This is a genomic window from Actinomadura sp. WMMA1423 (assembly GCF_006547145.1).
Taxonomy (GTDB): domain Bacteria; phylum Actinomycetota; class Actinomycetes; order Streptosporangiales; family Streptosporangiaceae; genus Spirillospora.
Window position 1 is genome coordinate 8,712,571 of the sequence record NZ_CP041244.1, and the last position, 23,378, is coordinate 8,735,948.

23 protein-coding genes are annotated in these 23,378 nt (G+C 73.5%); 12 read left to right on the forward strand and 11 right to left on the reverse strand.

Features of this window, described 5'->3' with window-relative positions; genetic code table 11:
* Nucleotides 1-6: 6 nt before the first annotated feature.
* The 5 genes from FKD65_RS40180 (at nucleotide 7) to FKD65_RS40200 (ending at nucleotide 4,317) form a co-directional block, all read left to right on the forward strand.
* Complete coding sequence (locus FKD65_RS40180; protein ID WP_141584823.1) at nucleotides 7-1,308, forward strand: erythromycin esterase family protein; 1,302 nt, start codon at nucleotides 7-9, stop codon at nucleotides 1,306-1,308.
* Between the two features lie 21 nt (nucleotides 1,309-1,329).
* On the forward strand, nucleotides 1,330-2,115 hold the full coding sequence (locus tag FKD65_RS40185; RefSeq protein ID WP_141584825.1) for a DUF427 domain-containing protein: 786 nt from the start codon (nucleotides 1,330-1,332) through the stop codon (nucleotides 2,113-2,115).
* Between the two features lie 243 nt (nucleotides 2,116-2,358).
* The gene (locus FKD65_RS40190) at nucleotides 2,359-2,988 is read left to right on the forward strand and encodes a LysE family translocator (RefSeq protein ID WP_141584828.1); all 630 of its coding nucleotides are present in this window, start codon (nucleotides 2,359-2,361) and stop codon (nucleotides 2,986-2,988) included.
* Between the two features lie 49 nt (nucleotides 2,989-3,037).
* Nucleotides 3,038-3,742: a Crp/Fnr family transcriptional regulator gene (locus FKD65_RS40195; RefSeq protein ID WP_141584830.1), complete on the forward strand. Its 705-nt coding sequence runs from the start codon at nucleotides 3,038-3,040 to the stop codon at nucleotides 3,740-3,742.
* A gap of 8 nt (nucleotides 3,743-3,750) precedes the next feature.
* The gene (locus FKD65_RS40200; protein ID WP_141584834.1) at nucleotides 3,751-4,317 is read left to right on the forward strand and encodes a TetR/AcrR family transcriptional regulator; all 567 of its coding nucleotides are present in this window, start codon (nucleotides 3,751-3,753) and stop codon (nucleotides 4,315-4,317) included.
* Here the strand turns inward: FKD65_RS40200 and FKD65_RS40205 are convergent.
* A complete protein-coding gene (locus FKD65_RS40205; RefSeq protein WP_141584836.1) occupies nucleotides 4,309-5,994 on the reverse strand; it encodes a ubiquinol-cytochrome c reductase cytochrome b subunit in 1,686 nt (561 codons plus the stop codon). The two genes, FKD65_RS40200 and FKD65_RS40205, sit on opposite strands and share 9 nt — an antisense overlap.
* A gap of 139 nt (nucleotides 5,995-6,133) precedes the next feature.
* Nucleotides 6,134-6,769 (reverse strand): hypothetical protein, encoded by a 636-nt coding sequence (locus FKD65_RS40210; RefSeq protein ID WP_141584838.1) that lies wholly within the window; start codon nucleotides 6,767-6,769, stop codon nucleotides 6,134-6,136.
* A 221-nt stretch (nucleotides 6,770-6,990) separates the two neighbouring features.
* Between FKD65_RS40210 and FKD65_RS40215 the strand changes: the two genes are divergently transcribed.
* Together FKD65_RS40215 and FKD65_RS40220 are read left to right on the forward strand one after the other, a co-directional pair.
* Nucleotides 6,991-7,530 carry a DoxX family protein gene (locus FKD65_RS40215; protein WP_168221335.1) on the forward strand — a complete coding sequence of 180 codons (540 nt, stop codon included), beginning with the start codon at nucleotides 6,991-6,993 and terminating at the stop codon, nucleotides 7,528-7,530.
* A 53-nt stretch (nucleotides 7,531-7,583) separates the two neighbouring features.
* A complete protein-coding gene (locus FKD65_RS40220) occupies nucleotides 7,584-8,402 on the forward strand; it encodes an acyl-CoA thioesterase II (protein ID WP_205718434.1) in 819 nt (272 codons plus the stop codon).
* Between the two features lie 54 nt (nucleotides 8,403-8,456).
* On the opposite strand, the gene FKD65_RS40225 is transcribed toward FKD65_RS40220, so the two are convergent.
* From FKD65_RS40225 to FKD65_RS40240, 4 genes are all read right to left on the reverse strand, one after another.
* Nucleotides 8,457-10,325, reverse strand: a complete 1,869-nt coding sequence (locus tag FKD65_RS40225) for a carbohydrate-binding module family 20 domain-containing protein (RefSeq protein WP_141584840.1) — start codon at nucleotides 10,323-10,325, stop codon at nucleotides 8,457-8,459.
* Nucleotides 10,326-10,472: 147 nt separating this feature from the next.
* Nucleotides 10,473-11,513: an NrfD/PsrC family molybdoenzyme membrane anchor subunit gene (gene nrfD, locus FKD65_RS40230; RefSeq protein WP_141584843.1), complete on the reverse strand. Its 1,041-nt coding sequence runs from the start codon at nucleotides 11,511-11,513 to the stop codon at nucleotides 10,473-10,475.
* A complete protein-coding gene (locus FKD65_RS40235) occupies nucleotides 11,510-12,322 on the reverse strand; it encodes a 4Fe-4S dicluster domain-containing protein (RefSeq protein WP_240810410.1) in 813 nt (270 codons plus the stop codon). The genes nrfD and FKD65_RS40235 overlap by 4 nt, the downstream gene beginning before the upstream one ends.
* Before the next feature lie 169 nt (nucleotides 12,323-12,491).
* On the reverse strand, nucleotides 12,492-13,349 hold the full coding sequence (locus FKD65_RS40240; RefSeq protein ID WP_141584847.1) for a PaaX family transcriptional regulator C-terminal domain-containing protein: 858 nt from the start codon (nucleotides 13,347-13,349) through the stop codon (nucleotides 12,492-12,494).
* 180 nt (nucleotides 13,350-13,529) lie between these two features.
* Here FKD65_RS40240 and FKD65_RS40245 point away from each other — a divergent pair, with 180 nt between their 5' ends.
* The 3 genes from FKD65_RS40245 (at nucleotide 13,530) to boxB (ending at nucleotide 18,324) form a co-directional block, all read left to right on the forward strand.
* The gene (locus FKD65_RS40245) at nucleotides 13,530-15,134 is read left to right on the forward strand and encodes a benzoate-CoA ligase family protein (protein ID WP_141584849.1); all 1,605 of its coding nucleotides are present in this window, start codon (nucleotides 13,530-13,532) and stop codon (nucleotides 15,132-15,134) included.
* Nucleotides 15,135-15,255: 121 nt separating this feature from the next.
* The gene (gene boxC, locus FKD65_RS40250; protein WP_141584851.1) at nucleotides 15,256-16,905 is read left to right on the forward strand and encodes a 2,3-epoxybenzoyl-CoA dihydrolase; all 1,650 of its coding nucleotides are present in this window, start codon (nucleotides 15,256-15,258) and stop codon (nucleotides 16,903-16,905) included.
* A gap of 3 nt (nucleotides 16,906-16,908) precedes the next feature.
* Nucleotides 16,909-18,324, forward strand: a complete 1,416-nt coding sequence (gene boxB / locus FKD65_RS40255; protein ID WP_141584853.1) for a benzoyl-CoA 2,3-epoxidase subunit BoxB — start codon at nucleotides 16,909-16,911, stop codon at nucleotides 18,322-18,324.
* Here boxB and FKD65_RS40260 read toward each other — a convergent pair.
* A complete protein-coding gene (locus FKD65_RS40260) occupies nucleotides 18,321-19,970 on the reverse strand; it encodes a cyclic nucleotide-binding domain-containing protein (protein WP_168221337.1) in 1,650 nt (549 codons plus the stop codon). The genes boxB and FKD65_RS40260 overlap by 4 nt on opposite strands.
* Nucleotides 19,971-19,982: 12 nt before the next feature.
* A complete protein-coding gene (locus FKD65_RS40265; RefSeq protein ID WP_141584857.1) occupies nucleotides 19,983-20,321 on the reverse strand; it encodes a hypothetical protein in 339 nt (112 codons plus the stop codon).
* A gap of 94 nt (nucleotides 20,322-20,415) precedes the next feature.
* Between FKD65_RS40265 and FKD65_RS40270 the strand changes: the two genes are divergently transcribed.
* Nucleotides 20,416-20,631, forward strand: a complete 216-nt coding sequence (locus tag FKD65_RS40270; protein ID WP_141584859.1) for a hypothetical protein — start codon at nucleotides 20,416-20,418, stop codon at nucleotides 20,629-20,631.
* On the opposite strand, the gene FKD65_RS40275 is transcribed toward FKD65_RS40270, so the two are convergent.
* Nucleotides 20,628-21,770 carry an acyl-CoA dehydrogenase family protein gene (locus tag FKD65_RS40275; protein ID WP_141584861.1) on the reverse strand — a complete coding sequence of 381 codons (1,143 nt, stop codon included), beginning with the start codon at nucleotides 21,768-21,770 and terminating at the stop codon, nucleotides 20,628-20,630. The two genes, FKD65_RS40270 and FKD65_RS40275, sit on opposite strands and share 4 nt — an antisense overlap.
* A gap of 73 nt (nucleotides 21,771-21,843) precedes the next feature.
* Between FKD65_RS40275 and FKD65_RS40280 the strand changes: the two genes are divergently transcribed.
* Nucleotides 21,844-22,419 (forward strand): TetR/AcrR family transcriptional regulator, encoded by a 576-nt coding sequence (locus FKD65_RS40280; protein ID WP_141584863.1) that lies wholly within the window; start codon nucleotides 21,844-21,846, stop codon nucleotides 22,417-22,419.
* On the opposite strand, the gene FKD65_RS40285 is transcribed toward FKD65_RS40280, so the two are convergent.
* Complete coding sequence (locus FKD65_RS40285; protein ID WP_141584865.1) at nucleotides 22,416-23,018, reverse strand: ATP/GTP-binding protein; 603 nt, start codon at nucleotides 23,016-23,018, stop codon at nucleotides 22,416-22,418. The two genes, FKD65_RS40280 and FKD65_RS40285, sit on opposite strands and share 4 nt — an antisense overlap.
* The gene (locus FKD65_RS40290; protein WP_141584867.1) at nucleotides 22,999-23,373 is read right to left on the reverse strand and encodes a DUF742 domain-containing protein; all 375 of its coding nucleotides are present in this window, start codon (nucleotides 23,371-23,373) and stop codon (nucleotides 22,999-23,001) included. Before FKD65_RS40290 ends, FKD65_RS40285 begins: the two co-directional genes overlap by 20 nt.
* Nucleotides 23,374-23,378 lie beyond the last annotated feature (5 nt).

A 23,378-nucleotide genomic window follows, 5' to 3' on the forward strand; every position in this document is an offset into this window, starting at 1 on the left:
GCCGCCATGCAACGCCCGGGACGCCACGCCGCCGAGGTGCACGGGGCGGCACTGCCGCTGGAGTACGCCGAGGACCTGGACCCGCTCCTCGACCGGATCGGGGACGCCCGGTACGTGCTGGTCGGAGAGGCCAGCCACGGCACCCACGAGTACTACGCGTGGCGGGCCGCGCTGACCAGGAGGCTGATCGCCGAGCGCGGGTTCACGTTCGTGGCCGTCGAGGGCGACTGGCCGGACTGCCGCCGGGTCGGCCGCTGCGTGACGCTCGCGCCCGGAGCGCCGGATGATCCGCGCGCCGTCCTGGACGGCTACGAGCGGTGGCCGACGTGGATGTGGGCCAACGAGGAGACCGCCCGCTTCTGCCACTGGATGCGCGACCGCAACGCGGGGCTCCCGCCGGACGAGCGGGCCGGCTTCTACGGCCTGGACGTCTACAGCCTGTGGGAGTCGCTGCGGGCGGTCGTCGACCACCTGGCGAGCCACCGTCCCGAGTACCTGGCCACCGCGCTGGAGGCCTACCACTGCTTCGAGCCGCACGGCCACGACCCGCGCTCCTACGGGCGGAGCGCGTCCCTCGTCCCGGACGGCTGCACGGCGGAGATCCTGGCGCTGCTGAGCAGGCTGCGCGGCCCGGCCCCGCCCGAGCACGCCGGCGACCCGGAAGTGGAGTTCGACGCCCGCCAGAACGCCGAGGTGGCGGCGGGCGCCGAACGCTACTACCGCACGATGGTCCACGGGGGGCCGGAGTCGTGGAACGTCCGGGACGTCCACATGGCCGACACGCTGGACCGGCTGATGGACTTCCACGGCGGAAAGGCCGTCGTGTGGGCGCACAACACGCACGTGGGCGACGCGCGCGCGACCGACATGGCCGCCGCCGGGATGGTCAACCTCGGCCAGCTCGCCAGGGAGCGGCACGGGGCGGAGGGCGTCGTGCTGGTCGGGTTCGCGGGCGGCCCCGGCGAGGTCGTCGCCGCGCAGAACTGGGGCGGCCCGATGGAGGTGATGCACGTCCCGCCGCCGGAGCCCGGCTCGCTGGAGGAGGTGCTTGCGGAGTCGGAGCTGCACCGGGGGATGTTCATCGTGCCGCCGGAGCCGGACAAGCCCCCCTTCCTCACCGAGACGCTCGGCCACCGCGCGATCGGCGTCGTGTACGACCCGGACCTGGACCGGCGCCACTACGTTCCCACGCGGCTCGCCGACCGCTACGACGCGTTGTGCTGGTTCCGCACGACCTCGGCGCTCCAGCCGCTGCACCTGGAGGCGGCGCGCCGTGGTGAACTGGAGACGATGCCGACCGGCGTCTAGGACTCACCGAGGAGCCGCGCCATGTCCTTGACCATGCAGCCGGGCCCGCTCGCCGGTTCGCCCGGCGAGGAGGTCAACTTCACGATCGACGGACCGGCGCACCGGTTGTTCATGCACGACTTCCCGCGCCGGGTGCGCGCCCGGTTCGCCGGGGAGACGGTGCTGGACACCGAGCGCGGGAAGCTCCTGCACGAGACCGGGCTGCTGCCCGTCCTGTACGTCCCCGAGGACGACGTGCGCACCGACCTGCTGGGGAAGTCCGTCCACACCACGCACTGCCCGTTCAAGGGCGACGCCGTGTACTGGACGGTGCGGGTGGGGGAGCGGGCGGCCGAGAACGCGGTCTGGGCGTATCCCGACCCGAAGCCGGAGGCCGCGTGGCTGCGCGGCCACATGGCCTTCTACTGGGGCCGGATGGACGCCTGGCTCGACGAGGACGAGGAGGTCCACGGCCATCTGCGCGACCCGTTCCACCGCGTCGACGCCCGCGCCACGTCCCGGCGCGTCCGGGTCCTGCTGGACGGCGAGGTGGTCGCGGAGACCGCGCGGCCGAAGCTCCTGTCGGAGACCGGCCTGCCCAACCGGTACTACATCCCGGCCGAGGACGTCCGCCACGACCTGCTGACCCGCAGCGAGAAGCGGACCTTCTGCCCCTACAAGGGCCAGGCGACGTACTGGTCCCTGCCCGGCGCCGAGGACGCGGCCTGGTCCTACGAGGAGCCCCTGGAGGACGCGGCCAAGATCGCCGGCTACCTCTCCTTCGACCACGAGGCCCTGACCATAGAAGCCCAACCACCCCTCAGCTGACACCTGAGCCACCGGGCCCCCACTTTTCGCCCCGGGGCGCCGGCGTCCGAGGCGCGGTGACCGCCGCCCGGCTGATGCTTCGGGCGGCCTGGGTATGCGCCTTCTTGTCCGCGGGGGGTTGGCGTTCGAGGCGCGGCGGTCGCTGGTCGGCTGATGTCTCGGGTCGCGTGGGCGGGTGGCGCGAGTGGGCTGGGCGGCGTTTATGCGTTCGCAATGCGGACCGTCCTGGCGCATGATTTCGGCATGGTGGACACCTCCCTCTACGCGGCGTTCGTCGTCGCGGCCTTCGTGCTCTGCGTCACTCCCGGACCCGACATGATGTTCATCGTCGCGATGGGCGGGCGCGGCGGCCCGGGCACGGGCGTGATGGCCGCGGCGGGCGTCGCCACCGGCGCCCTTACGCACGCGGTCGCCGCGACGCTCGGGCTCTCCGCCCTGTTCAGCGCGATGCCCACGCTCTACCACGTGCTGCGCTGGGCCGGCGCCGCCTACCTCCTCTACCTCGCCGTCAAGTCGTTCCGGGACCGCGGCGAACCCGGCGAGGAGGGCACGGCCCCCGTCGGCCCCGGTCGGATCCGCGCGTTCTGGCAGGGCGTCGTCACGAACCTGCTGAACCCCAAGGTGATCCTGTTCAACATCGCCTTCCTGCCCCAGTTCGTGAACCCCTCCCTGGGGCACACGATGATGCAGCTGCTCCTGCTGGGGATCACCCTCGTCCTGATCGGCCTCGCCGTCGACGCCTTCGTGGGCCTTCTCTCCGGCCGCCTCGCGAACCTGCTGCGCCGCAGCCGCCGCGTCGCACGCGGCCTGAACATCTTCAGCGGGACGGTGTTCACGGGGCTCGCCGTGCGCCTGCTCGCCGTCCCCAAGTGAGGGCCTGGGGGTTTACAGTTCAGGTGACCCCGAGAAAAGGAGGCGGCAGTTGGCACCGTACGCGGCGTCCCCTCCGCCTCCCGCGTTCTGGGCGGCGCTCGGGCCCGCGCAGCGGACCGCGCTGCGCGCCGCCGCGCGCCCCCGCACGTTCCCGGTGAAGGCGCCGCTGGTCTACCAGGGCGACGAGTCCGACCACGTGATCATCATCGAGCGGGGCTGGGCGAAGGTCACCTCCTCCACCGAGGACGGCCATGACGTGGTGCTCGCCGTCCGCGGCCCCGGCGACCTGCTCGCCGAGAGCGCGGTGCTCGGCGGCCGGCCGCGCGCCGCGACGGTCACCGCGCTGTCCCCGATCCGCGCCCTGGTCGTGCCCGCGGCCCGCTTCACCGGGTTCCTGGACGCGCACCCGGACGTGTGGATGCTCGTCACCGGCACGTTCGTGCGCCGCATGGACGACTCCGACCGCCGGCTGACCGCGCACATCACGAGCCGGGGCCCGCAGCGCCTCGCGGCCCTGCTCGCCGACCTGGCCGAGCGCTCGGTCCACCACACCCCGCCCGCGGCGGACGGGTCGATCGAGATCGGGCCGCCGCTGTCGCAGGAGGAGCTCGGCAGCTGGATGGACGCCTCCCGCGAGACCGTCGCCCGCGCGCTCAGCGGGCTGCGCCGCGAGGGCCTGATCCGCACCGGCTGGCGCAAGATCACCGTGGTCGACCTCGCCCGCCTCCGCGAGTTCGCCAAGGACCAGGACTGACCTCGGGCATGGGGCGTGACGGGTACCACCACGGGGATCTGAGGCGTGCCGTGCTCGACGCCGCGGTCGAGGCGATCGCCGAGGCGGGGCCGGCGGCGTGGAGCCTGCGCGAGCTGGCGCGCCGCGCCGGGGTGTCGCACGCCGCGCCCGCGCACCACTTCGGCGACAAGACCGGCGTGCTGACGGCGGTCGCCGCCGACGGGTACACGCGGTTCGCGGACGCCCTGGAGGCCGCCGGGAGCGACCTGCACGCCGTCGGGCTCGCCTACGTGCGGTTCGCGGTCGAGCACCGGGCCCACTTCGAGGTCATGTTCACCCCCGCGCTCTACCGTCCGGACGACCCGGCGGTGAGCGCCGCCCGCGAACGCGCCGGCCGGGTCCTCGCCGAGGGCGTCCGCGGGGCGGCGCCGGACCGCCCCGCGGGGGACCGGACGGCCCGGATCGCCGCCTGGTCGATCGTGCACGGCTTCGCCCACCTGTGGCTGAGCGGCGCCCTGGTGGACCTCGGCGACGACCCCGTGAAGGCCGCCGACCCGGTCATCCGCCTCCTCTTCGAGCGCTCCCGGTCAGCGTGAGGAGATCTTCTCCTCGGCGCCGGACCGCTCGGCGCCCGCTTCGAGCGCGCCCGGCTCGGGTGCGCGGGGCGCGGGGACGGCGGCGAGGTCGGCCCGGAAGCGGCGGTTGAGGGCGGCGCGCAGGCGCCCTCCGGCGGTGCGGCCGCGCGGGCTGTCGACGCCGCCGACGGGCGGCGGGACGTCCAGGTCGACGGCGGGCGCCGGGCGCGGATCGGTGATCGCGGCGATCGCCTCGTCCGGGAGCGGGCGCTCGACCTCGCTGTAGCCTCCCTCCGGCGACTGGCGGATGACACCGGTCTCCAGCCCGTGCTGGACCAGGCCGAGGTCGCGGCGCTGGAGGCCGACGCAGATGCGGTAGGTGACGATGTAGGCCAGCACCGGGCCGAGGACGATGAGGAAGCGGAAGATCCAGGTCGTCCAGAACAGCGGTATGTCGAAGGTATGGGCGAGGACGTCGTTGCCGCCCGCGATCCACAGCGTCCCGTAGAAGACGATGCCGCCGGCGCCGATGCCGGTGCGCGCCGGGACGTCGCGCGGCCGGTCGAGCAGGTGGTGGATCTGCGAGTCGCCGGTCACCCAGCGCTCCAGGAACGGGTACACGGCGAGGCCGGTGAACAGCAGCCCGGGCACCACGAGGGCCGGGACGACCACGCTCATCGCGACGGTGTGGCCCCAGGCGCTGATCTCCCAGGCCGGCATGATCCGCAGCGCGCCCTCCAGCCAGCCCATGTACCAGTCGGGCTGGGAGCCCGAGCTGATCGCGCCCGGGTCGTAGGGTCCGAACAGCCAGATCGGGTTGATCTGGACGAAGGCGGCCAGCAGCGTCGTCACCCCGAGGACCCAGAGGAAGAACGCCGTCGTCTTGGCGATGAAGACGGGGAAGAACGGGTAGCCGCGCACGGTCGTGTTCGAGCTGCCCTTGCCCGGGAACTGCGTGTGCGTCTGCCGCCAGGTCAGCACGACGGCGTGCAGCGGGATCAGCGCGGCCAGGATGCCGGGGATCAGCAGCACGTGGATGACGTACAGGCGCGGGATGATGTCGGTGCCCGGGTACTCGCCGCCGAACAGGAACATCACCGCGTACGAGCCGACCAGCGGGAGCGAGGCGAGCACGCCCTCCAGGATGCGCAGGCCCGTGCCGGACAGCAGGTCGTCCGGCAGCGAGTAGCCGAACAGGCCGTTCAGCATCACCAGCATGAACATGAGGATGCCGATGAGCCAGTTCAGCTCGCGGGGCTTGCGGAACGCGCCGCTGAAGAAGTTGCGCAGCAGGTGCACGAGGATCGCGCCCATGAAGATGAGCGTCGACCAGTGGTGGATCTGCCGGACGAGCAGGCCGCCCCGCACGTCGAAGCTGATCTTGAGGGAGGAGGCGTACGCCTCGCTCATCTCCACGCCCTTCAGCTTCGTGTACGAGCCGTTGTAGACGACCTCGTGCATGCTCGGCTTGAAGAACAGTGTCAGGTACACCCCGGTCAGCAGGATGATCACGAAGGAGTACATCGCGATCTCGCCGAGCAGGAAGGTCCACTGGTCGGGGAAGGCCTTGCGCATCGCCTTGCGCGCGAAGCCGGCCGTGCCGAACCGCTCGTCCAGCGCCCGCGCCGTGGCGTCCAGTGCTCTGGGCGGCCTGCGCGTGCCGGCCCCCGCCCCGCCGGGCGTCCTCGTTCCCGCCATCGTCCGCATCCCTCCGTCGCGCTCTGGGGACTTGCGCGTCTGGACATGAGACCGACGCCGGCGAGCGAATGTGACATCCCTGGATGTGGACCGCGTCACACCGGCGGGGGAGCCGCCCGGACGCCGGCGGGCGCGGCGGTCAGAACGCCGGGGCGGCGAGCCCGCCGCGGCGCAGGTAGCGGGGACGCCAGCGCGCCCGGTAGCAGAGCCGGATCGGCGGCGGGAGCAGCCGCAGCACGGCCCGGCGGGTGCCGCCGGGGGCGCCGTCCAGCAGCCAGGGCAGGAAGACCCCGAGCCCGCGCATGCCCAGTTCGCGGCGGAACTCCACGTCGAAGGTGCCCCATTCGAACGGCGTGAGGGTCTCCTGGATGAGGGGCAGGACGTTCGACTCCTTGAAGTCGAGCAGCGCCTCCACCGACGCCCGGAGGTCGCGCGCGTACCGGGCGAAGGCGGCGCGGTCGCGGTGCTCCAGCGACGCGTCCAGGCCGTCGATCAGCGGGACGACCCTCAACGCCTGCGACGCCATGGCGTCGAGGACGACGCCGACCCGCCCGGGGGCGTCGGCGTCCTTGGCGTACATGACCGTCCAGAGGGCGTTCTTCTCGGCGCGGTCCTGGAGCTGCCAGTGGGAGGTGAAAAGGGGCCAGCCGTTCGCGACCCGGCCGAGGGCGGAGGCCGACCCGGCGGCGGCCTCCAGCCGCGCCGCGTCGCGGCGGAAGGCGTCGTACGCGGCGTACAGCATCGTCAGGTCGAAGTTCCTCGCCACGCTGTCCATGCCGCCTCCCAAGCTCTCCGCGCCCGCGCCGGTCACTGAAACAGATGGGCGGGCGCGCCTGAATGTGACGCGAAGTGGGGCCTGACTTTCTGTGATCTGCCCCACGGTCGGCGGGATATGCCGGGGGGAGAGCGCGGTCGCCTGCGCCCCCTCGCCCCGGGCCTCCCCGTCCGGTACGTTGCTGGACGTCCTCAGCGAGCTCACCAAGAAGGGGGCCGGGAATGGCCGTCGACGTGGCGGGGATCGACATCGCCTCCCTGCTCCTGCGGGTGTCCGTCGGCGGCACTCTGATCGCGCACGGGTGGAACCACGCGTTCGGGGGCGGGAAGATCGAGGGCACGGCGGGCTGGTTCGAGTCGATGGGGCTGCGGCCGGGCCGCCTGCACGCGCTGACGGCCACCGGAACCGAGCTCGGAGCGGGCGTCCTGCTGCTGCTCGGCCTGCTCACGCCGCTGGCCGCCGCGGGCGCGGTGGGCACGATGGCGGTCGCGCTCGTCACCGCCCACCTGCGCAACGGCTTCTTCATCTTCCGCCCCGGCCAGGGCTACGAGTACGTCGTCATGATCATCATGGTGGCGTGCGCGCTCGGTGCCGTCGGCGGCGGCGCGGTGTCCCTGGACCGCGTCCTCGGGATCGAGGACGACCTGTCGGGCTGGACGGGCCTCGCCGTCACGGCCCTCGCCGGCGGGTTCGGCGCCGCCCTCCTGCTGGCGGTCTTCTGGCGGCCGGGCGCGCGCTCCCCCGGGACGCCGGAGGGCTGACCGGCTCCTCCCCGCCCGGCCGGGCCCCGCCCGGGTCGGATAACGTCGCGAGCGTGCGACCCTCGATCTCCGAAGAGCCCGAAGCGCGGTTGGAATCCCTGCACTCCGTCCTCGACCTGCTGGACCTGGAAGAGCTCGACCGGGACCTCTACCGGGGCACCCTCGTGTTCGACGACCCGTACCCGCTGTACGGCGGGCAGGTCGCGGCGCAGGCGCTGCGCGCGGCCGGCGGCACCGTCCCGGAGGGGCGGCTCCCGCACTCGCTGCACGGCTACTTCCTGCGCGGCGGCGACGCGGCCCGGCCGACGATCTTCCGGGTGGACCGGGACCGCGACGGACGGTCGTTCTCGGCGCGCCGCGTGGTGGCGCTCCAGGGCGGCGAGGTCATCTTCAACATGTCGGTGTCGTTCCAGCGGCCCGCCGACGACGTGGACCGGCAGGTCCATCCGGCGCCGGAGACGCCGGGGCCGCAGAGCCTTCCGGCGTCCCCGGTCCCGCGGCTGTTCTCCATGGAGAGCCGCGTGCCGCCGCAGCCCTACCCGGCGGCCGACTTCCCGACGCGGCTGTGGTCGCGCTGCACCGAGCCCCTGCCGGACGACGACCTCCTGCACGCCTGCGTGCTGACCTACCTGTCCGACATCTCCAGCGGGGTCATCGCGCTGCACGACGGCGCGGCCCGGTCGGGGTCCAGCCTCGACCACGCCGTCTGGTTCCACCGGCCGGTCCGGATGGACGACTGGGTGCTGATGGACCTCGTCCCGCAGACGGTCGCCGCCGGGCGCGGCTGGTACACCGGAACGATCCACACCCGAAACGGCGTGCTCGTCGCGAGCCTCACCCAGGAGACCCTCTTCCGCACGCCGCGCGCCTGACACGCGCCGGGGACGGCCTCCCGCACACGAGGGAGACCGGCCCCGGCGGTGCCGCTATCTCCAGGTGTCGTTCGCGGTGTGGCCGGACGTGCCGGTCGTGTAGGTGCGGTTGGCGCCGCTCTCCCACGTCACGGCCCCGGCGTCGGTCTTCTTGATGTACTTGTACTCGATCCTGGTGTTGGCGGGCAGCGTCACCGTGCCGTTCCACACGGGGTAGGCGGACGGTGAGAGCTTGATCGCCTTGGAGGTGTCCCACGAGCCGAGCGCCGGGACGTCCCCGACGAGGTAGACGCTCGTCCCCCAGGTCGTGGTGGCGTTGACGTTGAAGGTGTCGGACACGGTCCCGGGGTCGGACGTGGGCGGCGGGGTCTGGCCGGACCGCGCGTCCGCGTGGATCGCGACGGCGCCGTTCGCCGGGATCGTCACGGTCGCCGTCCCGCCCGACACGGTCACGGCGGTGCCCTGGCAGCCGTTCGAGCCGAGGCCGCCGGTGATGACGTCGCAGTAGACGCCGTCGGCGAGCCCGGTCCGGTAGGACGCGGTGGACGGGGCGGAGGAGTCGTTGAGCCCGATCCAGCCCCTGGAGCCGCGGCTGAACCCGATGACGTTCGACGCGGTCGCCGTGAAGTTGCCGACCGACGCGGCGGATGCCGTCGCGTTGTGCCAGCCGACCATGCCCTTCACCCCGGTCGAGCGGGTGATGCACTGCCAGCCGCTCGAGCAGTTCGCGCCGGTGACGAACCCGCGGGAGTCGGCGGGCGGCGACTGCCCCGCCGACGACCAGGTGAACCCGTCGTACACCGAGGGCCTGCCGTACGGGTAGGCCAGCAGGAAGTAGGTCGCCAGTGTGTAGTCGGAGCCGTTCTTGTAGTTGAGCGTGGACCCGTCCCGCTCGGTGTCGTGGTTGGTGATCATCGTGTAGGTCCTGGATCCGTCCGCGTCCAGCGACCAGGACGGGATGCCCGACAGGTTCGACAGCGTCCCGTTCTGGAACTGCGTCTTCAGTCCCTGGGCGTAGGAGAAGCCGAGCACGTCGCCGTTCCCGGTGAACGCCGACGGCTTCAGGTCGGCCGTGTTCGACCCGGGGAAGACCTCCTGCGCGATGTAGGGCGCTCTGCCCTCGGCGGTGGTGGCGTGCAGGCCGCTCTTGATGGCGGCGAAGTCGCTCTGGGCGACGTGCTTGGCGGCGTCGACCCGGAACCCGTCCACGCCGAGGCCGATCAGGTCGTTGAGGTAGCCGGTGATCTTGTCGCGGACGTAGCCCGACTGGGTCTTGAGGTCCGACAGCGAGACCAGCTCGCAGTTCTGGACCTCGGAGGTGTTGTTCCAGTCGTCGATTCCGGCGTCGTCGTCGTTGCAGTACCCGTCGTTGGCGTGGTGGAAGTCGCCGTACCCGTACGGGACGGCCGGGTAGGCGAACCCACCGGGATCGAAGGTCGAGCCGCCATAGGTGGTGTTGAGCGTGTTGTTATGGCCCGCCATGTGGTTCACGACCGCGTCCACGTAGACGCGGACGCCCGCGTTGTGGCACGCCGAGACCATGGAGGAGAACTGGGCGCGGTTCCCGAGCCTGCTGGTCAGCCCGTAGGAGACGGGCTGGTACACCTCCCACCACGGGTGCGCGCCGTCGTTGCTGGAGGCCAGGCTGACGGACTCGGCGGGCGGCGCGACCTGCACGGCCCCGTATCCGGCGGGCCCGAGGTGGTCGGTGCAGGCGGCCGCGACGGACGGCCAGTTCCACTCCCAGAGGTTGGCGGTGACGTCGCTCGCGTTGAGGGACGCGGCGGCACTGGCGGGGCGGTCGGGGAGCAGGGCGGCGACGGGCGCAGTCCCGGCGAGGACGAGGAGGCCGGCGGCGAGCAAAGACCGGCGGCGGGGGACTCTGGCGCGGGAGGTCACCGCGCGTGGGGCGTTGGCAGACATTGAGGCGAACTCCTGTCACAGGGCGCCTGGCGGGCGCCTGAGGGGGTGGGGGACGGCCGTCCGCGAGCAACGCGAGAATGCTCTCTTCTTGCAGTCAGGTCAAGAGCTTGCGCAAGATTTCAATCAACTTGCAGAAAGTCGGCACCCTCAGGAGGTGGACGCCGCGCCGCGTGTGGCGAGGCGTTCCCGCTGGGGAACGACGGTGTACTTGGGGTCCTCGGCCGACTGCACGCCCGCGTGGAAGACGCCGAAACGCGTGCAGGCCGAACTCGCCAGCAGGGCCGCCCCGCTCAGTGCCGCGGCGGCCCTGCCGCGCCCGCCGAACAGGACGCAGCCCGCGGTGCCCACCGCCGAAAGGACCTCGCCCGCGCGCATGTAGGCCCCGCCGCGTCCCCGCCTGTACGGTTCCGCCGCTAGCCCGGCCCGGCGCTCCAGCAGCTTCGCCGCGGCCAGCTCCAGGCCGGCGCCGAACACGGCGGCCGTGCGCATCGGGCCGTTCTCCCGGACGGGAGCGGCGACCAGCGCCATGCCGGACGCGGCGGCGGCGGCCGAGCCGGCGAAGACGAACGGGAGCTCGCGGTGCGCCTCGTGCCAGGCGGGGACGGCGGTGTCGGCGGCGAGCACGGCGGTGTAGGCGGCGACGGCCGGGCCGAGCAGGGCGGCGCCGGCGGTCGCGGCGCGGCCCGCGCGCGGGAAAAGCCCGGTCAGGTCGGTCGCGGCGGCGGCGCCCGCGGCGGGGCCGTAGGCGGCCAGCAGCCAGGAGCCGACGCTCATCGGCGACGTGGGCTTCAGCACGCGCAGCATGTTGTAGAACCGCTCCGGCCGTCCGAGGTCGTGGACCAGCGCGACCGTGGACCCGCCGATGGCGGCCAGCGAGGCGATCTTCATCGCCCGCGCGGCGGCCGGGCGGCCGGTGAGCTCGGCGCCCGCGGCGAGCACGGAGCCCGCGCCGGCCAGGCCGCCGAGGAAGAAGTACCCGGCGATGTCGAGGGACTTCCACACCGGCGGGTTCAGGATGGGCTTGCCGTAGTACGAGGTGAACTCGGCCTCGGGCACCATGGCCTTCTCGCCGCGACCGCCGCGGCGCCGCCCGCGCCGCCCCTGGCGGCGCAGGCCCGCGCCGACCTCGGCCTCCCGGCCGGGCCGCTCGCCGCGCACGCCTTCCTTGCCGACCTCCGACGAGCTCATCGGGCCCCTCCCTCGCGGCCGTGGGCGGCGAAGACGGCGGCCAGCCCGCCGAGCAGCACGGCGGCGGCCGCGCCGGCGTGCCGCCACATGGACGGCAGGTCGCGCGTGGTGACGACGGGGTCCGGCGGCAGCCCGTACACCTCCGGCTCGTCCAGCAGCAGGAAGAAGGCGCCGTCTCCGCCGACGCCGTCGTCCGGGTCGTGCCCGTAGAGGCGCGCGTCCTCGACGCCGAGGTCGTGGAGCTGGTCGACGCGCATCGCCGCCCGCTCGCGCAGCTCGTCCAGCGGCCCGTACTGGATCGAGTCGGTGGGGCACGCCTTGGCGCACGCCGGCTCCTGCCCCACCCCGATCCGGTCGTAGCACAGCGTGCACTTCCAGACCCGCCCGTCGCCCTTGCGCTGGTCGATGACGCCGTAGGGGCAGGCGGGCACGCAGTATCCGCAGCCGTTGCAGATGTCCTCCTGGACGACCACCGTCCCGAACTCGGTGCGGAACAGCGAGCCGGTGGGGCACACGTCGAGGCAGGCGGCGTGCGTGCAGTGCTTGCACACGTCCGAGGCCATCAGCCAGCGCATGCCTCCGGCGCCCTGCGCGGCGCCGTGGTCGATCCCGGTCTCGTCCTGGCCGATCGGCTTGCTCTGCTCGATGAACGCGACGTGCCGCCAGGTGTCGGCGCCGAGGCCCTGCGTGTTGTCGTAGGACATGCCGGTGAACTCGAGGCCGTCCTCGGGCACGGCGTTCCACTCCTTGCACGCCACCTCGCAGGCCTTGCAGCCGATGCACACGGAGGTGTCGGTGAAGAACCCCATGCGGGGCGGGTGGTCGGCGTAGCCCGAGTCGGCGGCGACGTCCGCCCCGGCGAGCAGGTTCCGGCCTACCAAGCTGCCCATTTCCACGACTCCCATCGACGACGCCGGCCCCTACCCGACTTCCCGGGGCCGCGCCGCCTACACACCCGCTCCGTCGCGCCGGGCGCCGTCAGGCGGTCATCGCCTTCCACTGGCGGTCGGCGACGGGGCGCCAGGTGTCGTGCCGCTCGTGGAAGAGCGCGAACGCCTGCGAACCGCTCCAGTCGTCCGGGAGGAGCGCCGCGGGCAGGCCCGGGTCGAGGAAGGGGAACCGGCGCCATTCCTGGACGAGCCTGGTGTGCGCGGCGAACGTCCCCGGATCGTCGGCGGGACGAAGCGCGCGGACGGCGTCGAGGAAGTCCTCGTAGGCGAGTTCGATCTCCTCCAGGTCCCACGCGCGGCGGGCCGCGCGCCGCGCCTCGGCCAGGTCGCCGAGGCGCCCCACGAACAGCGTGGAGCCCTCGGCGACGCCGATCCCGGCGAGCACCTCCCGGACCTCGGCCTCGTGCTCGGGATGGGGGCTGACCCACACGCCGGGGGACAGGTTGCCGAGCCCGCTCCAGGCGAGCCGGGTCCGCAGCAGGTGGCGCAGCCGGCGGCTGGTCTCCGGGACGGTGGCCAGCACCAGCAGCCACCGCCCGTCCCACGCGCCGACCGGGCGGCCGAAGCCGTAGATCCGGTCGGTGCCGTCGGTGAGGAGCCGCTCCCCGGCCGGGGTGAGCCGCCACGCGGTGCGCCTGCCGTGCCGCTCCCCGGCGAGCCAGCCCTCGGCGGCGCTGCGGGCGAGCGCCTGCCGGACGGCCTTCTCCTCGACGCCGAGGAGCCCGAGCGCGCGCAGGAACGCCGCCGTCCACACCGGCTCGCCGCCGGGCAGGACGAACTCGCCCAGCACGGTCAGCAGCAGCGACCGCGCGCTCGCGGCGCCGAGTTCGCGCCGCCGCCGGAACGTCGGCTCCGGGTCCGCCGCGTCCTCGCCGGTTCGGGCCATGTGCTCCTCCTTCGGGCCCTTCTGGGGCGCGACCGTCCATGGAACGCTGACCAGTATCGTGCGAGCGCGCCCCGGCGCCGGGCCGGACTCGCGCGAGAACTCATCGTTCCACAAGTCTATTGACTAGCGTTTCGTCCATGTAGAGCATTGGGGGCACGGTTCCGGCGAGGGGAGTCCCCGATGACCGCTGAAACGGCGACCGCACCGGTCCCGCCCGAGACGTTCAATGCCTGCGACTACCTGCTCCGGGCGGCGTCCGAGCCGGGCGCCGCGGGCCGGACGGCGCTGACCGGCCCGGGCGGCGACCTCGACTACGCCGGGCTGGCGAGGCTGGCCGGCGACATCGCCGCCGGCCTCGAACGGTGGGGCCTGCGCGCAGAGGAGCGGGTCGTGCTGTTCATGGCCGACGGCCCGCTCATGGCCGCCGCGATCCTGGGCGCGATGCGGCTCGGCGCCGTCCCGGTCCCCGTCTCGACGATGCTGACGGGCACGGAGCTGGGCGCCCTGCTGGCCGACGCGCGCGCCAGGGTGCTGCTGGTCAGCGACCGGTTCGCGGCCGCCGCGGAGCCGGCCCTTACGCACGCGCCCCGTGTCCGGCGCGTCGCGGTGGAGGGGGAGACGAAGCTCCGGGCCCCGGCCGGCGTCCTGGTCGGCTCGTTCGAGGAGCTGGTCGGCGAGGGGCGGGCGCAGGGCGGCGCCCCGGCCGAGCCGTACGCGACGTCCGGCGACTCCAGCGCGCTGTGGCTCTACACGTCCGGCACGACGGGCCGCCCGAAGGGCGCGATGCACCGGCACGCCAACATCCGCCACGTCGTGGAGACCTACGGCCGCCAGGTCCTCGGCATCCGGCCGGACGACCGCTGCTACTCGGTCGCCAAGCTGTTCTTCGCCTACGGGATCGGCAACTCGCTGTTCTTCCCCCTCGCGGCGGGCGCGACGGCCGTCCTGGACCCGGACCGCCCGACCCCCGCCTCGGTGGCCCGGCGGCTGGCCGAGTACCGGCCGACCCTGTTCTTCGCCGTCCCGACCTTCTACGCCGCGATCCTCAACGCCGAGGTCCCGGTGGAGGCGTTCGCGTCCGTCCGGCTGGCGGTGTCGGCGGGGGAGCCGCTGCCCGCGGAGCTGTGCCGGCGCTTCACCGCGCGGTACGGCGTGGAGATCATCGACGGCATCGGCTCCACGGAGTGCCTGCACATCTTCCTGTCCAACCGCCCCGGCGCGGTCAGGCCGGGCACGACGGGCACCGCAGTCCCCGGCTACGAGCTGCGCGTCGTGGACGCCGACGGCGCCGACGCCCCGCCGGGGACGCCCGGTTCGCTGCTGGTGAAGGGCGAGTCGATCGCGACGGGCTACTGGTGCCGCACCGAGACGACCCGGCAGGTGTTCCAGGGGGAGTGGCTGCGCACGGGCGACACCTACGTGGTGGACGAGGACGGCTACTACACCTGCCTCGGCCGGACGGGCGACATGCTCAAGGCCGGCGGCATCTGGGTGTCGCCGGCCGAGGTGGAGGGGCGGCTGCTGGAGCACCCCGCGGTGGCGATGGCCGCCGTCGTCGGGCTGCCGGACGCCGACGGCCTGGACAAGCCGGTCGCCTGCGTCGTCCTCAAGGAGGGCTCGGCCGCCGACCCGGCCGAGCTGATCGCGTTCTGCCGGGCGGGCCTCGCCTCGTTCAAGCGCCCCCGCGAGGTGCTGATCGTGGACGCGCTGCCCACGACGCCGACCGGCAAGCTGCGGCGCTTCGCCGTCCGCGAGATCGCCTCGACCCTGCTCGCCGCGCCCTGACCCGCCCGCCCGGGCCGCTCCCGCACCGGGTGGCCGCGCGAGCTGAAATGCTACAAAGTCTTGACGTTGCTAACTGCATCTGTAGAGCATGGTGGAGACGGCACCGGCGGAAGGACAGCGCATGAGCGGCCCGCACGTGGAGTTCCGGGTGGACCCGTCCCGCTACCGGCACTGGCGCCTGGACGTCGACGGCCAGATCGCCACCCTCACGATGGCGGTGGACGAGCAGGGCGGCCTCGTCCCCGGCTACGAGCTGAAGCTGAACTCCTACGACCTCGGCGTCGACATCGAGCTGTACGACGCGGTGCAGCGGCTCCGCTTCGAGCACCCCGCGGTGCGCACGGTCGTCGTCACCAGCGGCAAGGAGAAGGTCTTCTGCGCGGGCGCCAACATCCGGATGCTGGCCGCCTCCCCGCACGGCTGGAAGGTCAACTTCTGCAAGTTCACCAACGAGACCCGCAACGGCATCGAGGACGCGACGGCGAACTCCGGCCAGACCTACCTGGCGGCGGTGAACGGCACCGCGTCCGGCGGCGGGTACGAGCTGGCCCTGGCCTGCGAGCACATCATGCTCGTCGACGACCGCTCCTCGGCGGTGTCGCTGCCCGAGCTGCCGCTGCTCGGCGTCCTGCCGGGCACCGGCGGGCTGACCCGCGTGTCGGACAAGCGGCGCGTCCGCCGCGACCGCGCCGACTACTTCTCCACCAAGGCCGAGGGGCTCGGCGGGAGGAAGGCCGTCGCGTGGGGCCTGGTGGACGAGGCCGTCCCCCGCACCGCCTGGGACCAGACGGTCGCCGAGCGCGCCCGGGAACTGGCGGCCCGCTCGACCCGCCCGCGGGACGCCGAGGGGATCGCGCTGACGCCGCTGGCCAAGGAGCGCACCGGCGCCTCGATCGCCTACCGTCACGTCTCGGCGCGGCTGGACCGCGACGCCGGCACCGCCGAGATCACGGTCGCGGGCCCGGACGAGGCCCCCGGGGGCCTCCGGAGCGCGGACTTCTGGACGCTCGCCATGACCCGCGAACTGGACGACCTGGTCCTCGACCTGCGCACCAACGAGCCGGAGCTCGGCACATGGGTGCTGCGCACCACGGGGAAGGCCGAGCACGTCCTCGCCCACGACCGGCTGCTGCTCGACGACGCCGGCGACTGGCTCGCCAACGAGATCGTGCACTACCTCAAGCGCACCCTGAAGCGGCTGGACGTCACCAGCCGCAGCCTCATCGCCCTGATCGAGCCCGGCAGCTGCTTCGCCGGCTCCCTCCTGGAGATCGCCCTCGCCGCCGACCGCTCCTACCAGCTCGACGGCGTCTTCGAGGACGTCGACCCGGACGCCGATCCCGCCGCCGTCACCGTGGACGCGATGAACCTCGGCCCGCTCCCGATGGGCAACGGCCTCACCCGCCTCGCGACCCGGTTCCTCGGCGACGACGGCGCCCTCGCCGCCGCCGGCGACGCGGCGGGCAAGCCGCTGGAGGCCGCCGACGCCGAGCGCATCGGCCTGGTCACGTTCGCGCCCGACGACATCGACTGGGACGAGGAGGTCCGCATCGCGGTCGAGGAGCGGGCCGGCTTCAGCCCGGACGCGCTCACCGGCCTGGAGGCCAACTACCGCTTCCCCGGCCCCGAGACGCTGGAGACCAAGATCTTCGGACGGCTGTCCGCCTGGCAGAACTGGATCTTCACTCGCCCGAACGCGTCCGGCCCGGACGGCGCCCTGCGCCGCTACGGCACCGGGCGGCGCGCCGACTTCGACCGAAAGCGGGTCTGACCGATGGCGACCACCGCCGACTACACCGAGAAGATCCCCAACAACGTCGACCTGCACGAGGACCGGCGCCTCCAGCGCGCGCTGGAGTCCTGGCAGCCGAACTTCCTGACCTGGTGGGAGTCCATGGGGCCGGCGCTGCCGACCCAGGAGGTCTACCTGCGCACGGCGGTGAACGTGGGCCGCGAGGGCTGGGCGCACTTCGGGCACGTCGCCATGAAGGACTACCGGTGGGGCATCTTCCTGGCCGAGCGCGACGGCGACCGCCGCATCGGCTTCGGCGCCCACAAGGGCGAGCCCGTCTGGCAGAAGGTGCCCGGCGAGTACCGCGCCGACCTGCAGCGCCTCATCGTCATCCAGGGCGACACCGAGCCCGCGTCCGTGGAGCAGCAGCGCAACCTCGGCGCCACCGCCCCCAGCCTCTACGACCTGCGCAACCTGTTCCAGGTGAACGTCGAGGAGGGCCGCCACCTGTGGGCGATGGTCTACCTCCTGCACGCCCACTTCGGCCGCGAGGGCCGCGAGGAGGCCGAGGAGCTGCTGCACCGCAACTCCGGCAGCGAGGAGTCGCCCCGCATCCTCGGCGCCTTCAACGAGGAGACCCCCGACTGGCTCTCGTTCTTCATGTTCACCTACTTCACCGACCGGGACGGCAAGTACCAGCTCGGCACGCTGAAGGAGTCCGGCTTCGACCCGCTGTCGCGGACCTGCGAGTTCATGCTCAAGGAGGAGGCCCACCACATGATGGTCGGCACCACGGGCATCGACCGGGTCGTCGAGCGGACCGTCCAGCTGATGAAGGAGCACGACACCGACGACGTCGCGCCGCACGGCGGGATCTCCCTCGACGTCCTCCAGAAGTACCTGAACTTCCACTACTCGGTCTCGCTCGACCTGTTCGGGTCAGAGACGTCCAGCAACGTCGCGAACTACTACACGGCCGGGCTCAAGGGCCGCTGGATGGAGGACCGCCGCAAGGACGACCACCGCCTCACCGACGACGCCGCCATGGTGGACGCCCTCGTCGACGGCGCCGTCGGCCAGACCGAGGTCGCCGCGCTCGTCGGCCTCAACACCGACCTGCGCCGCGCCTACATCGCCGACTGCCAGAGCGGCGTCAACCGCTGGAACCGCATCCTGTCCGAGGCGGGCCTCCCGCAGCGGTTCCGGCTGCCGAGCATCGCCTTCAACCGCAAGGTCGGCGCGTTCGCCGGGATCGAGGCCGCCCCCGACGGCGAGCTGCTCGACGCCGCCGAGTGGGAGCGGCGCAGGGACGCCTGGCTCCCCACGGAGGTCGACAAGACCCATGTGCGGTCGCTGATGCGGCCCGTCCACGAGCGCGGCAGGATCGCGGCCTGGATCGCCCCGCCCCGGACCGGCATCAACGGGCGGCCCTTCGACTACGAGTACGTCCGCCTCTAGCCGGCCGCGGGGAAGAGCCGCAGCCACGCGGTCCCGGCCCCCGGTCCGCGCACCTCGACGGGTTCGAACTCCGGTCCGGCCCCGGCGATCCCCCGGTGCACGGGCGGGGAGACGATCAGGCCGGTGACGGCGGCGACGGCCGAGAGCCGCCGCCGCAGGACGTCCGACTCCAGCAGCCTGGCGGCGCGCGACAGCACCGCCCCGGTGACGCCCTCCGGCCCCGCGTGCACCGGGCCCGTGTCGACCGCGACCCGCACCTGGAAGCGGCGCCCCTCGGGCGCGCCCTCGTTGTGCCGCCCGATGCGCTCGGCGAGCGCCCGCACCAGCGGATCCGCCGGGGCGCTCACCGGGACCCCGGGCGGGACGACGAGGAGCACGCCGTCCCCGCGGTCCTCCCGGTGGCAGGCCGCCGAGGACACCCCGGCGGCGTCGAACGACTCCTCCAGGGCGCGGAACAGCACGTGCCGGATCGCCGCCCGGTCCGCCTCGGTCCGGTCCGGTGAGCCGAAGCCCACCACATCGGTGAACAGCACCGTGCAGTCCTGGCCCGTGAGGAACAGGGACCCCGACACCGCTTCCGCGCGGGGCTCGCCGCCCGCCGTGAGCCGCTCCAGCCGGACCGGGTCGAGGACGTCGATCGTGCCGTCCCCGGTGTGGACCAGGCCCGCGCCGTCCCACTCGCTGAGCACGCTGGCCACCGCCGCGGGCGACGAGGACGTCCAGCCCGCGAGCTCGGTGCCGGTCACCGGGAGCACCCCGTCCCGCGCCCGCGACAGCGTGGTGAACAGCGCGGCCAGCCGGCGCTCGGTGTCGGCGATCTCGGTGCCCGAGGTGCGGGCCGCCGCCTCGACCGTGCGGTCGTGCGCCTGCTTCTCCAGCACCGACTGCACGCCCGGGTACCGTTCCACGACGCGCCGGAAGTCCGCCGCGCCGACCACGAGCGCCTCGACGGTGTCCAGCGCGATGACGGTGGCCGACCAGGCGTCGTCCTCGAAGAGCGCGCGCTCGCCGACGAGGTCGCCGGGACCGCGGACGGCCACGATCAGCTCCTCGCCCGCCCGGTCCACGCGGACCTTGGTCCAGCCCGACCGGATGACCACGACGTAGCCGGCCGGATACCCCTGCCGCAGGATCGGCGCGCCGGGCCCGAAGGTGCGCGGGCGCGCGACGCCGCGGACGGCGTCGCGCTCGCCCGGGCCCAGCGAGTGCCAGAAGCTGTCCCTGAGCCGCTCGGCCCGGCCGGCGGGCCGCGCACGGACCCCCTGCGCGCGGGCCGCCGCGGCCCTCGCGCGCGCCGACTCGACCAGCGGCGCGATCAGCAGGGCCAGGACGGCGAAGGTGAAGGCGGCGAGCAGCGCCGCCGCGGGCGTCCCGGTCTCCGCGGCCGCCCACGCCGTGCACGCCGCCCCGAGGACGCCGAACAGCACGACCCCCCGCGCGAGCGCCCGGCCCGGATCCGCCGCGGCGGCCATGGGCGCGGGCCCGGGGCCGTCCGGGGCGAACGCGGGTGAGGCGTCGGAGAACGCCTCCAGCAGGCGCCGCGCCCGGCCCGCTCCGCCGGGCGCCGCCGCCTCCGGCCCCCCGGCGCCCGGCGCGTCCGAGAACGCCTCCAGCAGTCTCTTCCAGCCGCGATCAGGTCTCGGCATCGCATCCCCCATTCATCCGGCCTGACCAGGCCCGTCGTCCTCAACGTCGCCGCCGGGGCCCGGCGGCAGCGCCCAGAGGGCGTACCGGCCGAGCTTCGCCATGACGGCCGGGGCGCTCGCACCGCACGCGAACGCCAGCCACGGAGCGTTGATCAGGTCGCTCGCCGCGGCCGCCGAGGTGACCATCGCGGCGAGCATGCAGTGCAGGGCGCAGGCGAACAGGTAGTACCGGCCGCCGGGCCCCTTCGGGTACCGCCACGGCGGCCCCTTCACGCGCCGGTTCGCCTCCAGGAACGCCAGCGTGCGGTTGGCCGCGGCCCCCATGAGCCCCCACACGACGAACTGCCACATGACCCGACGGTAGGTTCCGGGCCGCGGCCAGACCGTGACACGCCGCACAAACCAGTCATGAACATCGCGACCTTTTCCGGGTACCGTCCGCCGCATGGGTCCTGAGGAAGCCGACGCGAAGGTCAAGCTCGCCACCACCCGGTACTGCGACCTGGTGGAGCAGGTCGAGGCCGCGAAGCAAGACCTGCTGAACGCCTACGCGGCCGCGGCCCGCGAGGGCCTCGGCCCCGAGGAGCTGGCCGACGGCTCCCCGTTCACCGCCGACGAGATCCGCCGCGAGCTCCGGGCACGCGGCGCGCAGCCCCGCTAGCGGGCCAGGTGGCGGGAGATCACCAGGCGCTGGATCTGGTTGGTGCCCTCGAAGATCTGCATGACCTTGGCCTCGCGCATGAAGCGCTCGACGGGGAAGTCGCGGGTGTAGCCGGCGCCGCCGAGGACCTGGACGGCGTCGGTGGTGACCTTCATGGCGTTGTCGGTGGCGACCAGCTTGGCGATGGAGGCCTCGCGGCCGTAGGGGCGGCCGGCGTCCTTGAGGCGGGCGGCCGACAGGTAGGTGGCGCGGGACGACTCGACGGCGGCGGCCATGTCGGCCAGCACGAAGGCGAGCCCCTGGTGGTCGATGATCGCCTTGCCGAACGCCTCGCGCTCCTTGGCGTAGGCGACGGCGGTGTCGAGGGCGCCCTGGGCCAGGCCGGTGGCGACGGCCGCGATGCCGAGGCGGCCCGCGTCCAGGCCGGCGAGGGCGATGGACAGGCCCTGGCCCTCGTGCCCGATCAGGTGGTCCGCGGGGATCCGCGCGTCCACCAGCCGGACGGTCGCGGTGGTGGAGCCCCTCAGGCCCATCTTGTCCTCGGGCTCGTCGAACTCCAGGCCGGGCGTGTCGGCGGGCACGTGGAAGCAGGAGATGCCGCGCGACTTCTCCGCCGACGTGCGGGCCATGACGGTGTAGAAGTCGGCCTCGCCGCCGTGGGTCGTCCAGGCCTTGGCGCCGTTGAGGACGTAGGAGTCGCCGTCGCGGACGGCCCTGGCGCGCATCGCCCCCGGGTCGGAGCCCGCGTGCGCCTCCGACAGGCAGTACGCGCCGAGGCGCTCGCCGGAGAGCATGTCGGGCAGCAACCGGGCGCGCTGCTCGTCGGTGCCGTAGGCGAACAGGGGGGAGCAGGACAGGGCGTGGACGCTCACGCCGACGCCGACGCTCGCCCAGGCCGACCCGATCTCCTCGAGTGCCTGGAGGTAGATCTCGTAGGGCTGGCCGCCGCCGCCGAACTCCTCCGGGTACGGCAGCGTCAGCAGGCCCGCCCGGCCCAGCGTGGTGAACACCTCGCGGGGGAACGTCCCGGTGCGCTCGGCGTCCGCGACGCGCGGCGCGAGCTCCGTGGCCGCGATCTCGCGGGTGAGCGCGATCAGGTCCTCGGACTCGGAGGTCGGCAGGTGCCGGGTGGCGGGCATGGGCGGTCTCCTTTCGGCAGGCCAACAGTACCAAAACCAGTACCGGCGAACTCATTTTGGTACTGTCGCCGTCATGACCTCCGTGGACGAGCGGGAGACCCGGGCGTCGCGGCGGCGCGAGGCCCTGATCGACCGGCTCATGGACCTCTTCCTGGAGCGCGGGTTCGCCGACCTCGGCGTCGCGGACCTGGCCGCGCTGCTGCGCTGCTCCAAGAGCACGCTCTACTCGGTCGCGGCGAGCCGGGAGCAGATCGTCACGGCCGTCGTGCGGGCCTTCTTCCGCCGGGCCACCGAGCGCGTGGAGGCCGCGGTCGACGGCAGCGCCGACCCGCGCGAGCGCGTCGGCGCCTACCTGCGGGCGATCTCGGTCGAGCTGGCCCCCGCGTCCGCGGCGTTCTTCGCCGACCTGGACGCGTTCGCCCCCGCCAGGGAGATCTACAAGGCGAACACGCGGTACGCGGTGCGGCGGGTGCAGGGCCTCGTGCTGGAGGCCGCCCCCGGCACCGACGCCGCGTTCGTCGGCGCCGTCGCCGGGCAGGTGATGGAGTCGATCCACCGCGGCGAGATCAAGGCGCAGACCGGCCTGGACGACTCGGCCGCCTACGCGGCGCTCGCGTCCCTCATCGTGGCCCGGATGGCGGCCGGTTAGTTCCGCGCCGTCTGCAGGGCGTGCTCGACGAGCGCCACGAGCACGCCCCGCGCCACCTCCCGGCTCCGCACGTCGCACATCATGACCGGGACCTCCGGGTCGACGTCGAGCGCGTCGCGGATCTCCTCCACGGTGTAGCGGCGGGCCCCCTCGAAGCGGTTCGCCGCGATGACGAACGGGAGCCCGCGCCGCTCGAAGAAGTCGATGGCCGCGAAGCTCGTGCTGAGCCGGCGGGTGTCGACCAGGACGATGGCGCCGACCGCCCCGTAGGCGATCTGGTCCCACATGAACCAGAAGCGCTCCTGGCCCGGCGTGCCGAACAGGTACAGCCGCACGCCGCCGGAGAACGTCAGCCGGCCGAAGTCCATCGCCACGGTCGTGGTGGTCTTGCCCTCGACGCCGCCGAGGTCGTCGACGCCCACGGACGCGTCGGTGAGGACCTCCTCGGTGCGCAGCGGGCGGACCTCGCTCACCGCGCCCACCAGCGTCGTCTTGCCGACGCCGAAGCCGCCGGCGACCAGGACCTTCAGGGTGTGCAGGGGGACGTCGTCGTCCCGCCCGTGCGGGGGCGCGGTCGGTTCAGAGGCGGCGGAGTTCATCGAGCACTCTCATGAGGATGCGGGGGTCGGGACGTTCGGTCTGCGCGGCCTGCGGCATCTCCTCGACCAGGCCGTACTGGTACAGGTCCTCCAGCAGGATCTGCACGACCCGCAGCGGAAGGTCGGTCTCCGAGGCGAGGTCGGCGGGCGTGGAGGGGCGCCGGCACAGCTCCAGCAGCCGCCGCTGCTCGCGCGACAGCCAGACCCGGTCGGCGGGGGTCCGGCCGGTCGCGACGAGGACGGCCACCAGGTCGAGGACGAGCCCGCGGGGGCGGGTGCGCCCGCGGGTCACCGCGTAGGGCCGCACGACCGGGCCGGCCTCCGACCCGACCCAGCGCTCTCTCGGGCTCTCCACGGCAG

Coding starts and splice junctions, on each gene's coding strand:
- FKD65_RS40180 (WP_141584823.1), top strand. CDS start 7: ATGCAACGCCCGGGACGCCACGCCGCCGAGGTGCACGGGGCGGCACTG.
- FKD65_RS40185 (WP_141584825.1), top strand. CDS start 1,330: ATGTCCTTGACCATGCAGCCGGGCCCGCTCGCCGGTTCGCCCGGCGAG.
- FKD65_RS40190 (WP_141584828.1), top strand. CDS start 2,359: ATGGTGGACACCTCCCTCTACGCGGCGTTCGTCGTCGCGGCCTTCGTG.
- FKD65_RS40200 (WP_141584834.1), top strand. CDS start 3,751: ATGGGGCGTGACGGGTACCACCACGGGGATCTGAGGCGTGCCGTGCTC.
- FKD65_RS40205 (WP_141584836.1), bottom strand. CDS start 5,994: ATGGCGGGAACGAGGACGCCCGGCGGGGCGGGGGCCGGCACGCGCAGG.
- FKD65_RS40210 (WP_141584838.1), bottom strand. CDS start 6,769: ATGGACAGCGTGGCGAGGAACTTCGACCTGACGATGCTGTACGCCGCG.
- FKD65_RS40215 (WP_168221335.1), top strand. CDS start 6,991: ATGGCCGTCGACGTGGCGGGGATCGACATCGCCTCCCTGCTCCTGCGG.
- FKD65_RS40225 (WP_141584840.1), bottom strand. CDS start 10,325: ATGTCTGCCAACGCCCCACGCGCGGTGACCTCCCGCGCCAGAGTCCCC.
- nrfD (WP_141584843.1), bottom strand. CDS start 11,513: ATGAGCTCGTCGGAGGTCGGCAAGGAAGGCGTGCGCGGCGAGCGGCCC.
- FKD65_RS40235 (WP_240810410.1), bottom strand. CDS start 12,322: ATGGGGTTCTTCACCGACACCTCCGTGTGCATCGGCTGCAAGGCCTGC.
- FKD65_RS40240 (WP_141584847.1), bottom strand. CDS start 13,349: ATGGCCCGAACCGGCGAGGACGCGGCGGACCCGGAGCCGACGTTCCGG.
- FKD65_RS40245 (WP_141584849.1), top strand. CDS start 13,530: ATGACCGCTGAAACGGCGACCGCACCGGTCCCGCCCGAGACGTTCAAT.
- boxC (WP_141584851.1), top strand. CDS start 15,256: ATGAGCGGCCCGCACGTGGAGTTCCGGGTGGACCCGTCCCGCTACCGG.
- boxB (WP_141584853.1), top strand. CDS start 16,909: ATGGCGACCACCGCCGACTACACCGAGAAGATCCCCAACAACGTCGAC.
- FKD65_RS40260 (WP_168221337.1), bottom strand. CDS start 19,970: ATGCCGAGACCTGATCGCGGCTGGAAGAGACTGCTGGAGGCGTTCTCG.
- FKD65_RS40265 (WP_141584857.1), bottom strand. CDS start 20,321: ATGTGGCAGTTCGTCGTGTGGGGGCTCATGGGGGCCGCGGCCAACCGC.
- FKD65_RS40270 (WP_141584859.1), top strand. CDS start 20,416: ATGGGTCCTGAGGAAGCCGACGCGAAGGTCAAGCTCGCCACCACCCGG.
- FKD65_RS40275 (WP_141584861.1), bottom strand. CDS start 21,770: ATGCCCGCCACCCGGCACCTGCCGACCTCCGAGTCCGAGGACCTGATC.
- FKD65_RS40280 (WP_141584863.1), top strand. CDS start 21,844: ATGACCTCCGTGGACGAGCGGGAGACCCGGGCGTCGCGGCGGCGCGAG.
- FKD65_RS40285 (WP_141584865.1), bottom strand. CDS start 23,018: ATGAACTCCGCCGCCTCTGAACCGACCGCGCCCCCGCACGGGCGGGAC.